This window comes from Mesorhizobium sp. P3_A8, from assembly GCF_056402995.1.
The window spans coordinates 360064-372199 of record NZ_JBFUGI010000004.1; the positions used below are offsets into that span (position 1 = coordinate 360064).

16 protein-coding genes and 1 tRNA gene are annotated in these 12136 nt (G+C 60.9%); 11 read left to right on the forward strand and 6 right to left on the reverse strand.

Going from position 1 to position 12136, the window contains the following annotated elements:
• From AC1DX4_RS12455 to AC1DX4_RS12470, 4 genes are read left to right on the forward strand one after another with little or no spacing between them, the layout of a single operon-like run.
• A complete protein-coding gene (locus tag AC1DX4_RS12455; RefSeq protein WP_477220596.1) occupies positions 1-243 on the forward strand; it encodes a hypothetical protein in 243 nt (80 codons plus the stop codon).
• Position 244: 1 nt separating this feature from the next.
• The gene (locus AC1DX4_RS12460; protein ID WP_477220597.1) at positions 245-664 is read left to right on the forward strand and encodes a hypothetical protein; all 420 of its coding nucleotides are present in this window, start codon (positions 245-247) and stop codon (positions 662-664) included.
• A complete protein-coding gene (locus AC1DX4_RS12465; protein ID WP_477220598.1) occupies positions 648-968 on the forward strand; it encodes a hypothetical protein in 321 nt (106 codons plus the stop codon). Before AC1DX4_RS12460 ends, AC1DX4_RS12465 begins: the two co-directional genes overlap by 17 nt.
• The gene (locus tag AC1DX4_RS12470) at positions 965-1456 is read left to right on the forward strand and encodes a hypothetical protein (RefSeq protein ID WP_477220599.1); all 492 of its coding nucleotides are present in this window, start codon (positions 965-967) and stop codon (positions 1454-1456) included. Before AC1DX4_RS12465 ends, AC1DX4_RS12470 begins: the two co-directional genes overlap by 4 nt.
• Before the next feature lie 6 nt (positions 1457-1462).
• On the opposite strand, the gene AC1DX4_RS12475 is transcribed toward AC1DX4_RS12470, so the two are convergent.
• From AC1DX4_RS12475 to AC1DX4_RS12495, 5 genes are all read right to left on the reverse strand, one after another.
• Positions 1463-1798 carry a hypothetical protein gene (locus AC1DX4_RS12475; protein WP_477220600.1) on the reverse strand — a complete coding sequence of 112 codons (336 nt, stop codon included), beginning with the start codon at positions 1796-1798 and terminating at the stop codon, positions 1463-1465.
• An 89-nt stretch (positions 1799-1887) separates the two neighbouring features.
• Complete coding sequence (locus AC1DX4_RS12480; protein ID WP_477220601.1) at positions 1888-2355, reverse strand: hypothetical protein; 468 nt, start codon at positions 2353-2355, stop codon at positions 1888-1890.
• Positions 2356-2763: 408 nt separating this feature from the next.
• Positions 2764-2853: transfer RNA gene (locus tag AC1DX4_RS12485), tRNA-Ser, on the reverse strand.
• A gap of 253 nt (positions 2854-3106) precedes the next feature.
• Positions 3107-3250: a hypothetical protein gene (locus AC1DX4_RS12490; protein WP_477220602.1), complete on the reverse strand. Its 144-nt coding sequence runs from the start codon at positions 3248-3250 to the stop codon at positions 3107-3109.
• Between the two features lie 57 nt (positions 3251-3307).
• Complete coding sequence (locus tag AC1DX4_RS12495) at positions 3308-3466, reverse strand: hypothetical protein (RefSeq protein ID WP_477220603.1); 159 nt, start codon at positions 3464-3466, stop codon at positions 3308-3310.
• A gap of 299 nt (positions 3467-3765) precedes the next feature.
• Between AC1DX4_RS12495 and AC1DX4_RS12500 the strand changes: the two genes are divergently transcribed.
• From AC1DX4_RS12500 to AC1DX4_RS12530, 7 genes are all read left to right on the forward strand, one after another.
• Positions 3766-4983, forward strand: coding sequence for a septal ring lytic transglycosylase RlpA family protein (locus AC1DX4_RS12500; protein ID WP_477220604.1), 1218 nt, complete (start codon positions 3766-3768; stop codon positions 4981-4983).
• A gap of 83 nt (positions 4984-5066) precedes the next feature.
• The gene (locus tag AC1DX4_RS12505) at positions 5067-6233 is read left to right on the forward strand and encodes a D-alanyl-D-alanine carboxypeptidase family protein (RefSeq protein ID WP_477220605.1); all 1167 of its coding nucleotides are present in this window, start codon (positions 5067-5069) and stop codon (positions 6231-6233) included.
• A gap of 82 nt (positions 6234-6315) precedes the next feature.
• Positions 6316-6990 (forward strand): dTMP kinase, encoded by a 675-nt coding sequence (tmk, locus tag AC1DX4_RS12510; RefSeq protein WP_477220606.1) that lies wholly within the window; start codon positions 6316-6318, stop codon positions 6988-6990.
• The gene (locus tag AC1DX4_RS12515) at positions 6987-8042 is read left to right on the forward strand and encodes a DNA polymerase III subunit delta' (RefSeq protein ID WP_477220607.1); all 1056 of its coding nucleotides are present in this window, start codon (positions 6987-6989) and stop codon (positions 8040-8042) included. The genes tmk and AC1DX4_RS12515 overlap by 4 nt, the downstream gene beginning before the upstream one ends.
• A gap of 139 nt (positions 8043-8181) precedes the next feature.
• Positions 8182-9735 (forward strand): methionine--tRNA ligase, encoded by a 1554-nt coding sequence (metG, locus tag AC1DX4_RS12520; protein ID WP_477220608.1) that lies wholly within the window; start codon positions 8182-8184, stop codon positions 9733-9735.
• On the forward strand, positions 9735-10529 hold the full coding sequence (locus AC1DX4_RS12525) for a TatD family hydrolase (protein WP_477220609.1): 795 nt from the start codon (positions 9735-9737) through the stop codon (positions 10527-10529). The genes metG and AC1DX4_RS12525 overlap by 1 nt, the downstream gene beginning before the upstream one ends.
• Before the next feature lie 3 nt (positions 10530-10532).
• Complete coding sequence (locus AC1DX4_RS12530; protein WP_477220610.1) at positions 10533-11354, forward strand: MBL fold metallo-hydrolase; 822 nt, start codon at positions 10533-10535, stop codon at positions 11352-11354.
• A gap of 10 nt (positions 11355-11364) precedes the next feature.
• Here the strand turns inward: AC1DX4_RS12530 and AC1DX4_RS12535 are convergent, their stop codons facing one another.
• A complete protein-coding gene (locus AC1DX4_RS12535) occupies positions 11365-12126 on the reverse strand; it encodes a GNAT family N-acetyltransferase (protein ID WP_477220611.1) in 762 nt (253 codons plus the stop codon).
• Positions 12127-12136 lie beyond the last annotated feature (10 nt).

The following is a 12136-nucleotide window of genomic DNA, read 5'->3' on the forward strand; positions in this document are numbered from 1 at the left end:
ATGACCAAGCGCGCTTTCCAGCTGCCGGCGCGGGTGTGCCTTCCTGCGCCGGCAGCAACTCCTCTGTTGGATCACTTGAGCGTGTTGATCCTCATGGGAAATCCAAGCCGTCAGTTGTTGGCGTACTACCGCCGCACAAGAGCGTTCCCAAAAGCATATCGCCGGGACGGCAACAGCTACACCCTGACCGAAAGTCTCGAACGTTGGTGCATCGCCAACGGCATCCATGTGGAGCACGTCTAAAATGACGACGCATGCCAACACTAATTTTAGCGTCGTTCGATTGGCGGGCGGCAAATTTGCGCCCGGTTCTGGCGGACGGCCCAAAGGTGCAAAAGCCAAAGTCAGCCGCGAATTGTTAGCCCAAGTGAAGGCGCTTGGACCGGATGCCATCGCCAAATTGCAGGAAGCATTAGGGAAGGGCGAGCGTTGGGCGGTTGAAATCGTCCTGGCTCATGTGCTGCCGAAAGACGGCCGAACAATCGAGTTCGAAGATGCAACGCCCGATGACGTTCGCGAAGCGCTCCGCAATGGCGACATCACTGCGTCAGAAGCGAAAGACGTTGCCGCCGCACTGGCTCGATTGGCCGATGTGGACGCCATCGAAGAACTGCGCAGCCGCCTAGACGAATTGGAGCGTATGTTGAATGGCGCGCCGACTTGAAATCACCAAGCGACTAGACGCGCTCACAGCGGCCATTCGCCGAACGTTTCGCAGTCCGGGCTTGGACCGTTTGAACGACGAGCAACGCGCGGCTCATGCCAGATGGAAAATGGACTGCAAGGCGTATGCGGCGACCATCAAAGACGACCCTACAGCGCTTTATGCAGCGACCATCGATCAGGACGGCGATTGCCCAAAACTTCGCCCTGATATCGAACGCGATTTATTAGGCGAGCTAGCAGTCGTCAGCGGCGATACCGCTACGATCGCGCAACAGAAATACATGAGGATGTGCCAACAATGATCGACGCATGTTACCTCATCGAACCTGACGCCTGTTTCGTATTCCGCGACGGCTTGATGACGCGACAGGCGTACACCAACAAATTTGGCAAGCCGGCATTCCACGTCTTACCGCAATTCGATCGCGTCCTATTCAGCGCTGACCGACCACAGATGCAAGCTGTCTGGATGAACAACAGGAAGTGTCTGGACTTGGGCGTATCAGGTGCATTCGCGGTTCTGATCGCAGCCGAACAAATGACTGACAAGGATGTGGATCACTTATTTAAAGGCGGCAACGGCAGCGACCGCGCCAACTGGTGGGAATGGACAGTCAATCTTAGCCATTTGTGGAATGCGACCGAGCCGGTAGCACCGGAGGCGCGCGCCGCGCTGCATCTGATGTGGTTACGCGGCAAGCCGATCTATGAAGTGATGGGCTTCAATCCGCCCGCGTGGATAATCCGTGAGGCCGCCGAAGCAGCCGTTGCCACTGCGTTCGCTCGCTAAAAGACCCTAGGGAGTCGCGCCGCCTGGACGGCTGTCAGCGGAACGCCCGCCGCAACGGGAGCCATCTGACGCCGTGCTTTGATCAGTCGGGCAATTGCCATTGTAGGGGGCCGCGCCACCGCCTTTGGCCCCATTAACGACAGCAACAACGCGTGCGCCATCGCTTTCAATATGCGTGTTTTGGCTGTTCGGATTGAACGGATCAACAGTCTGCAAGAGCGAATTCGATCGGTTGGCATCGCCAGACGCTAGCGTCACAGAATCGTAATGGTTCAAATAGTCGGCAGCGCAACCCGAAATTAGGGCCGCAATTGTAGCGATTAAAAACAAACGCCAATGCATGAAAGTATCCCCCAATACCAGAATACATCATGCACGCTTTGAGTTTTGTTGTCGAATCAGTTGATCTATCAGGAGAAAGGGGCGCATTCTCAACGATACGGCTGATAAAGCGTCATTCCCCAAATCGTCTGGTCTGGGTAGGCTGCTTGCGCACTCTTGATAGCAGATTCAAGCTTTGCCCATCGGCCATCATCGGCCACGGCTGCGAAAATTGGATCACTCAAGTCAGTTCCGGCAGGAAGCGACTTTTGCAAATTCAGACCGTCTTTGATCGCTTCGGTCACACATGATGCTGCACCCGGAAGGCTGTCGCCGTTCAGTTCCAAGCATTTGGCTTTAAGGGGGGAAGCAGTAAGCGGGTAGATAATTGAGAAAGCGTCCAACGTCTTTACCGCCACATCTGCTTCGGGAAGACATTCGGCGATCTTTGTAAACACCTTGGACTGTTTTTGACACGCTACCAGCGCCCGAAAGTCAGCTTGTCCCGCAGCAGCCGATGTAGCGATGGTCGTCGCCACAGCAACGAAACCTAGTATGATCGCTGTCCAATTGAACATAGCCACCGGTCTCATTGAGATGAGACCGGTGGCATTTCATAAGTTTGGAGACATTTCCTTGCCGCGATTTGTCGCATTGAGTCGGGTTGCCCCACCATTTCGCGAATCATGCAGCTATAAAAATCACCACGATGATCCCACAGCCAAATTGTGATGGCACCCGCTAATATCCCGGCTATTGCAAAAGCAAATTTCGCCTTGGATTTCCCCATTGTCGCTCCCCCCATGCTTTCCTAAGCATATAGGACTTCGGGGGGACACGCGACAATCGAAGCGCAAAGGTCAAACCGCGACACAGCCACATTGTTTGACCCTGCTATGCGGCCCGATTGGTTAGTAGTTTGGTTAGTTGGGCACTAACCGAAAACCGCCAAACCCCATGTTTTCCGGGCTTTCTAGGGGTTGACTTGGCGGAGGGAGTGGGATTCGAACCCACGGTGAACTTGCGCCCACGCCGGTTTTCAAGACCGGTGCCTTAAACCGCTCGGCCATCCCTCCGTCGTGATTTTTCAATCACTTGGATCGTGCGCTTCCGAAGGGTTTTCGCCGTTGGCGCCGGATTGGCACCGAAGGCGTTCCCGACCGGTTCGCTGTTCATTCCTGTAAAGCGGCATTGAGGCCCGCGTCAACCACCGCTGCGGCGCCTTCCTGTTGACCGGGCAAGCGCCGACTCAATTTTAGGTTTGGGGGAGGGTTGAGCGATCCTCTGAGGTGGCCCCCTCAACGACGAGGTGGGGACCCTTCAATCGCGTCACAGAGGGGACAAGGGGACGAATTTGGGCGTTCGCAGTTCCTGGGCCATTTTTGCCGCCTGGAAAATTGTCATCAGAACGAGGATCGGCTCACCCTCTGTCGGGTTGATCGTCAGGGCCACACGGCCGAGTTCGTCGCTCATGCCGCACGTCCAGTCCTTGACTGCGATCACCTTCTTCCCGGCCATGTGCCCGAGGCTTTACGCGGCCTGAAGCCGGTACACGGAACCTTCGCCGGATATTGCCACCAGCCGTAACATGGCAAAAGCGGCCAAAACGATGAAAAACGCCGTGATGTTCAGGAACATCGTCGACGCAAAAATGCTCGCGCTCTGGTCGTAGCAGCTTGCGAATTCCATCACGCTTTACCCCTTCAACGCTTGACGAACGGCGAACCACACCCATCGACAAGAATGATCCTGATTTGGGAGAAATTCAAGAGATTGCTAATATACGAGACGCAGCGCACCGAGCGCGGCAGGGCGGCGTCACAATCTTGCCCGGTTCCGGCCACAATCGGTTAATATCGTGATAAACAATTCCTGTGCACAAAGGATCGGGGTTCAGGGCGCCGTTGGTGTTGTCGAGTGAGTGCTTTGGCTCCTCTGCTGTTCAAACCACGGCGTCTTGATTGAGACTGTAGGGGATTTCAGGAAAAATGCAGGCTACGACGCATCAGCGTCTTCGTCGCGCTTCCACGCTTACGCTGCTTGCGGCGTCGGCTGCCTTGCTGGCGGCTTGCGCGTCGCAGCCTGAGCCGAAGGGGATGGTCAATCCCAAGCCTCGTTCCAAGGAATATTTCGCCGAAACCGAATATGGCGTGAAGGCGAGCCCGCGCGTCCAATTCATGCGCCGCGGCGGCGGCCGCGACCAACTCGGCAAGCCCTACCAGGTGCGCGGCAAGTGGTATTATCCGAAGGAAGACAAGCGCTACGCCAAGGTCGGCCTGGCCTCCTGGTATGGCGACGCCTTCCATGGCCGGCTGACCGCCAATGGCGAAGTGTATGACACGGCGCAACTGACGGCCGCGCATCCCACCATGCCGTTGCCGAGTTATGCGCGTGTCACCAACCTCGAAACCGGCAGTTCGGTCATCGTGCGCGTGAACGACCGTGGCCCCTATCATGAGGGCCGCATCATCGATGTCTCGGAGCGCGCGGCGCAGATGCTCGACTACGCCAAGGTCGGCACCGCGAAGGTCAAGGTCGAATATGTCGGCCGCGCGCCGCTCGATGGCAATGACGACCAGTATCTGATGGCATCCTACCATCCAGGCAACAGGATACCGGATCCGTCGGATGGCTTGCCGACCGGTGTCATGGTGGCCATGAACGGACCGTCGCCAAGCGTGCCGGTGGGCGCAGCCGCCGTACCGTTCCCTGGTCAGCTGATCGATTCCGCCACCCCGGTTCAGGCACAGATGTCGGCGCCGTCGCCGGCCTTCGGCGATCTGTCGCTGCCCGACTTCGGGCCGATCGTACCGGAGCGGCCGGACATCAAGCTGCCGCCGCAATCGCCATTCGCCGTGGCGTCGCTCTCCTATGCCGACGAGCGTGTCCGCCGCGCCGATGTCTTCGCCGCGCTCGACGACGACGGGATGTCGCCCGCCGATATCCTGCAATCGTGGAAAAAATCCAACAAGCAGGCGCCGTCGCCTGACTATGTGGCGGCCGGTACCTTCGACAGCGCCGCCGAGGCCAAACGCGTCGCAACCGCGCTCGCGCCCTACGGCCGGACCGAGATCCAGCGTTCCGATCTCGACGGCAATGACTGGTACGCGGTCAACCTCTACCCCAACGGCCATGGCGGCTTGGATGATCTGCTGCAGGCGGCATGGTCGCACGGCGCGCCGGACGCTCTGGCTGTGCGCAACTGATCTATTTTCCCCGCGCGGTTGATCCGGCGGAAAAAACCCTGATAGCTTGGTTGTGCCAAAACCGGCAAACGGGTCGAGATTTCATGCAGTTGCGCGCCTTTCCGCCATTTGCCGGCTTCCTGGGACTGGCTTTGCTGCTGCTTTGCCTCGCTCCAGCCCATGCGCAGATTTTCGAGACCAAGGCCACACAGGCGTTCATGATCGATGCCGACACCGGCACGGTGCTGTTTTCGAAAGACGCCGACAAGCCGATCCCGCCGGCCTCGATGGCCAAGCTGATGACCATGGAAGTGGTTTTCAACGCCATCAAATCAGGGCGCCTCAAACTCGACGACACCTTCGTGGTCAGCGAAAACGCCTGGCGCAAGGGCGGCGCGCCGTCGGGAACATCGACGATGTTTGCCAAGCTCAAATCGGCGATCCGCCTCGAGGACCTGATCCAGGGCGTGACCGTGCAGGCGGCCAATGACGGCTGTATCGTCATTGCCGAGGGCATGGCCGGATCCGAGGACAATTTTGCCGCTGAGATGACCGAGCGCGCCCGGCAGATTGGCCTGAAAACATCGACTTTCGTCAATTCGACCGGCCTCCCGGCCGACGGCCAGCAGACGACGGTGCGCGAACTGGCGCAGCTGGCCCTGCATCTGTGGCGCGATTATCCGGATTTCTATCGCTACTACGGCCTGAAGGATTTCACCTGGAACAAGATCTCGCAGAGGAACCGCAATCCGCTGCTGGCCATGGACATCGGCGTCGACGGCCTGGCTGTCGGCGCGAGCGAGGCGGCCGGCTTCGGCATCGTCGCTTCGGTCAGCCATGACGGCACGCGGGTAATCGTGGCCATGAGCGGGCTGGCCAACGACAAGGAGCGCGCCGAAGAGGCGCGCAAGCTTCTCGACTGGGGCGTGCGGTCCTTCCAGAAAACCGAGATCTTCGCCAAGGACGAGGTGGTCGGTGAGGCCCAGGTTTTTGGCGGTGCGAAATCCGGCGTCACGCTGAAGGCAAAAGGGCCGATCGACATCTTCCTGCCGATCACCAACCGCGACAAGCTGACCGCCAAAATCGTCTACAGCGGCCCGGTTGCAGCACCCGTGGAGGAGGGCCAGCCTGTGGGTGCGCTGCGCGTCTGGATCGGCGACACGCTGAGCCAGGAGACACCGCTATTCGCTGCTGAGTCGATCGGTGTCGGCACGTTGCCGCAGCGCGCGCTCGATGCGGTCAAGGAACTGGCGATCGGCTGGCTGCGATAACACCGACGGCATGGACGTTTTCCCGAACGCGGACTATCTAGAGCGCAACAATCCACTCCAACCTGGACAAAGGCCCTTTCGATTGGCGCGCGGATTTTTCATTACCTTCGAAGGCGGCGAGGGCGCAGGCAAGTCGACGCAGATCGAGCGGCTGGCGAGGAAGATGCGCGCCAAGAAGTATGATGTCCTGCTCACACGCGAACCGGGCGGCTCGCCAGGCGCCGAAGCGGTCAGGCATGTGCTGCTTTCGGGTGCTGCCGAGCCATTCGGGCCGAAGATGGAAGCGCTGCTCTTCGCCGCCGCGCGTTCGGACCATGTCGAGCAGGTCATCCGGCCGGCGGTCGAGCGCGGCTCCATCGTGCTTTGCGACCGTTTCCTGGATTCTTCGCGCGTCTACCAGGGCGTCACCGGCGGGATCGACCCGGCCTTCATGGATGCGCTGGAACAGGTCGCCATCAACGGCATGATGCCAGACATGACGCTGATTTTCGATATCGATCCGGCCGAAGGCCTCAGGCGCGCGACGCTGCGGCGCGGCAGCGATGCCGACGCCGACCGCTTCGAGAAGGAAACGCTGGCCATCCATCAGGCTCGGCGCGAGGCCTTCCTGGCGATCGCCGCGGCCGAACCGGAACGCTGCATCGTCATCGACGCGGCCGCCGATCCCGACACGGTGGAGCACGTCGTCACCGCGGCCGTGTTCGCGGCTCTGGAGGCGAGGGCACCCGCGCGCAACAGGCAGGCCGCACCGGTATGATCTTCGAACGCATTGCGCCGGAACAGCATGACACGCTGGACGGCGTGCCGGAACCGTCGGAAACGCCCCGTCTGGTCGGGCACCGGCAGGCGGCCGAGATGCTTGCCGCCGCCTATCGATCGGGAAAGCTGCCGCATGCGCTGATCTTCGCCGGCCCCGTAGGCATCGGCAAGGCGACGCTGGCTTTTCATCTGGCGCATCATTTGCTGAAGCACCCGGCCTTCGCGCAGGCGCCGGACAGTCTTGCCGTGCCCGATCCCGCCTCGTCGCTGTCTCGCCAGATCGCGACCGGGGCGCATCCGGGCGTCCTGCATCTGACGCGGCCGATGAACGACAAGACCAAGAGCTTCAAGACCGTCGTCACCGTCGACGAGATCCGCAGGGTCAGCCGCTTCCTGTCGATGACCTCGCATGACGGCAGCTACCGGGTCGTCATCGTCGATCCGGCCGACGACATGAATGCCAATGCCGCCAATGCCTTGCTGAAGAACCTTGAGGAACCGCCGGCGCGAACGCTGTTCATTCTCATCGTCCACGCGCCGGGCAGTCTGCTGCCGACGATCCGCTCGCGCTGCCAGGTGATACGCCTGACGCCGCTCGACGCCGACGATTTGCTGGCGGTGCTGCAGACCGCCGAACCGCCGCCGCCGGACGATCCGGCCGCGCGGGCGGCGCTGGTCGAACGGGCAGGGGGCAGCGCGCGCAACGCGATCCTTTTGACGCAATATGGCGGGCTGGAGATCGCCCAGACGCTCGATGCGCTGGTGGCGAAGGGAAAGAGCGACATCGGCGGATCCTATCGGCTGGCGGAAGCCGTCGCCGGCCGCGACCAGGCGATCCAGTTCGATATCTTCAATCGCCGGGCGCTCGATCTTTTGTCGGACGCCGCGAGCCAGGCGGCGCGGTCGGGCGATCTCGCGCGGGCCAAAACCCTGTCGGACACTTGGCATGAGGCGCTGGACGCTATATCTGAGACCGATACCTACAATCTCGACAAGAAGCAGCACGCCTTGACCATGATCGACCGCCTGAATTCTGCGATGCGAATGTGACGGACTTCTTGGTGCATGCCGTTGCCCCAAGACCGGGGCTACTTTTGGGCGGCATGCACTAGCCTCGGGATGGCAATCGCCATTCCGATGCGATATCCACCGCCACGGCTTCCATTCAGACATTCATGATGGTTCATTCATGTCACGCGACACATTCTACATCACGACCGCGATTTCCTATCCGAACGGCAAACCGCATATCGGCCATGCCTACGAACTGATCGCCACCGACGCGCTTGCACGTTTCCAGCGGCTCGACGGCAAGCAGGTGTTCTTCCTCACCGGCACCGATGAACACGGCATCAAGATGCTGCAGACGGCGAAGCGCGAAGGCATTTCGGCGCGCGAACTGGCCGATCGCAACTCGGCCGACTTCAAGCGCATGGCAACCGCGCTCAACGCCTCCAACGACGATTTCATCCGCACCACCGAAGAGCGGCACTACGCGGCCTCGCAGGCGATCTGGAAAGCGATGGACGCCAATGGCGACATCTACAAGGGCGGCTATGCCGGCTGGTACTCGGTGCGCGACGAAGCCTATTACGGCGAGGAGGAGACGGAGGTCCGTCCCGACAATATCCGCTATGGGCCGCAGGGAACGCCGGTCGAATGGGTCGAGGAAGAGAGCTATTTCTTCCGCCTCTCGGCTTACCAGGACAAGCTCATCGCGCTTTATGAAAGCCAGCTCGACTTCATCGGCCCGGCCGAGCGCCGCAACGAGGTGATGAGCTTCGTCAAATCCGGACTGAAGGATTTGTCGATCTCGCGCACCACCTTCGACTGGGGCGTGCCGGTTCCTGGCGACGAGAAGCATGTGATGTATGTCTGGGTCGACGCCCTGACAAATTACATCACCGGCGTCGGCTATCCCGATGAAAACGATGAGAAATGGCGCTTCTGGCCGGCCGATGCGCATATCATCGGCAAGGACATTGTGCGCTTCCATGCGGTTTACTGGCCGGCCTTCCTGATGTCGGCCGGCATCCCGTTGCCGAAGCGCGTTTTCGGCCACGGCTTCCTGTTCAACCGCGGCGAGAAGATGTCGAAATCGGTCGGCAACGTCATCGACCCGTTCAGCATGGTCGAACATTACGGTCTCGACCAGGTGCGCTACTTCTTCCTGCGCGAAGTGCCGTTCGGCCAGGACGGCAGCTACAGCCATGAAGCGATTGTCAACCGCACCAACGCCGATCTCGCCAACGGCCTCGGCAATCTGGCGCAGCGCTCGCTGTCGATGATCGCCAAAAACTGCGGCGGCGTGGTGCCGAAGCGCGGCGATTTGACGGAAGCCGACAGCGCCATCCTGGATCAGGCTGTGGCGGCTCTGGCCACCGCGCGCAAAGCAATGGCCGGGCAAGGCATTCACCTGGCAGTCGCAGCGATCTTCGATGTGGTGGCGGAAGCCGATCGATACTTCGCTGGACAGGCACCATGGGCACTGAAGAAAACCGATCCGGAGCGCATGGAAACGGTGCTGTGGACGACCGCGGAGGTGGTTCGACGCGTCACCGTGCTGTGCCAGCCCTTTGTTCCGGAGTCGGCCACGAAGCTGCTCGACCTGCTGGCGGTGCCGGCGGACAAACGTAACTTCGAGCATGTCCACGCCGACTATGCGCTTGTGCCCGGCACAGCATTGCCCGTGCCGGAGGGCGTATTTCCGCGTTATGTCGAACAGCCGAGCGCGAACGCCTGATGCTTGTCGACAGCCACTGCCATCTGGATTTTCCAGATTTCGCCGAGGAGCGGGCGGCCATTGTCGCCCGCGCCAAAGCGGCCGGAATCGGCCGCATGGTGACGATATCGACCCGTGTGAAGCGCTTTCAGCAAATCATTGAAATCGCAGAGAGTTTCGACGAAGTGTATTGCTCCGTCGGCACCCATCCGCACAATGCCGCCGAGGAACTCGACATCACCGCCGCAGAGCTTGCCCGCCTGTCGGCTCATCCGAAGGTGGTGGCGATCGGTGAAGCGGGGCTGGATTATTTCTACGACAAAGCGCCGCGCGATGCGCAGGCGCAGGGCTTTCGCAATCACATCGCCGCCGCTCGCGAGACCGGCCTACCCCTCGTCATCCATTCGCGCGATGCCGATGACGACATGGCAGCTATTCTCGAGGACGAAACAGGGAAGGGCGCCTTCCCCTTCATCCTGCACTGTTTTTCATCGGGACGCCGGCTGGCCGAAATCGGTGTGTCGCTCGGCGGCTATGTGTCGTTCTCGGGCATCCTGACCTTCAAGAATTCGGCCGAATTGCGCGCCATCGCCGCCGATGTGCCGCAGGACCGGCTGCTCGTCGAAACAGACGCACCCTACCTGGCGCCGATACCGTTTCGCGGCAAGCGCAATGAGCCGGCCTATGTCGCGCACACGGCACGAGTGCTGGCGGAGACGATTGGCGTCAGCGAGGCCGAAATCGCTGATCTGACGACGAACAATTTCTTCCGGCTGTTCGGCAAGATGCCGCGGCCTGCCGAGCAGAGCGCCTGAACGATGACTGACCGGCTGCGCCTCACCATTCTCGGCTGCGGCTCGTCGCCAGGCACGCCGCGCATCACCGGCGACTGGGGCAATTGCGACCCGGCCAATCCGAGGAACCGGCGCATGCGCACGGCAGCGCTGGTCGAACGGATCGCCGCCGATGGCCGTCGTACCACCGTGGTCATCGACACCGGGCCGGATTTCCGCGAGCAGATGCTGCTCGCTTCGGTCAAACGCATCGATGCGGTCGTCTACACCCATCCGCATGCCGACCATATCCATGGCATCGACGATCTGCGCGGCTACGTGCTCGAGCAGCGCCACCTGATCGACATCCATGCCGACCAACCGACGATGCTGCGCCTGCGGCAGGCGTTCGGCTATTGCTTCGAAACGCCGCCGGGCAGTTCTTATCCGCCGATCGTGCGGGCGCATATCATCGACCACGCAAAGCCGGTGGTGATCGAAGGCGAGGGGGGTGCCCTCACCCTCGAGCCGTTGCCGCAGTTCCATGGCGACATCATCTCGCTCGGTTTCCGCATCGGCGGCCTGGCCTATTGCCCTGATATCAGCGGCTTTCCCGACGCCACGGCCGAGCGGTTGCGCGGCCTGGAGATGCTGGTCATCGACGCACTGCAGTACAACACCCATCCCAGCCATTTGTCGCTCGGCCAGGCGCTCGACTGGATCGAGAAGCTGGCGCCGAAGAGTGCCGTGCTGACCCATATGCACGTGCCGCTCGACTATGCGACCGTGATGGCCGAGACGCCTGACAAGGTGATGCCGGCCTATGACGGCATGGTGATCGAAATTCCTTTTGAATCAGCGCGATAAACACGCCTGTTCATTGTGCCGTTCGCTTCCTTGGCCCGAATATCAGCAGCGTTCCAATCCGCTCATAGCCCATGCGGGGATAAAGCAACGCTCCGGCATGCGTCGCCAACAGCATCGAGCATCGCGCTCCACGAGCTTGGTCGTCCTGCAGCATTTTAGCCATCAGCGCCTGGCCGATACCGCGACGCCGGTGCGAAGGCTCGACATACATGGCCGCGCACCACGTGGCGCCCACGGCGTCTATGCTGCGCACACGCCCGACAATCTCGTCACCATCGACCGCCACATATTGGCGGAACGGCGCGCCGTCGCCAAGCAGATCGGCCGCGATCGGCCGCCTGCGAATGATCTTTGCAAATTGCGCCGCCCGGTCGACCGTCTGGACGCGCTCAATCGAGACGGCCGCCGGCGGGCTTGGAATCTGACGCAATGGCTGGACGAAAAAACCTTCCGTCCGCAGCAGCCGGTAGCCGAGAGCCTTGTATGCGGTTCGCGTCGGTCCATCCGGTTCGTCGTTTGCGATCACGACGGAAATGGCGAAACCCGGTCGCGCATGCTGCCGCACGATCGCATCGGCTTCCTGGGCAGCGACATCATGGACGACCCATTCCTCGCCACGGTAGTCGCGAGCATTCCTGCGCGGCGCATCACGCATCGCCCACAATGGCCCGACGCGGCTGACCTCGTAAGGAAAGGTGCGGCTTTTGTCGGTGCTGTAGCCATGTACGAACACCTCGATCGCCGATTCGATCTCACGCTTTGCTGCTGTCATCCACGCAGCG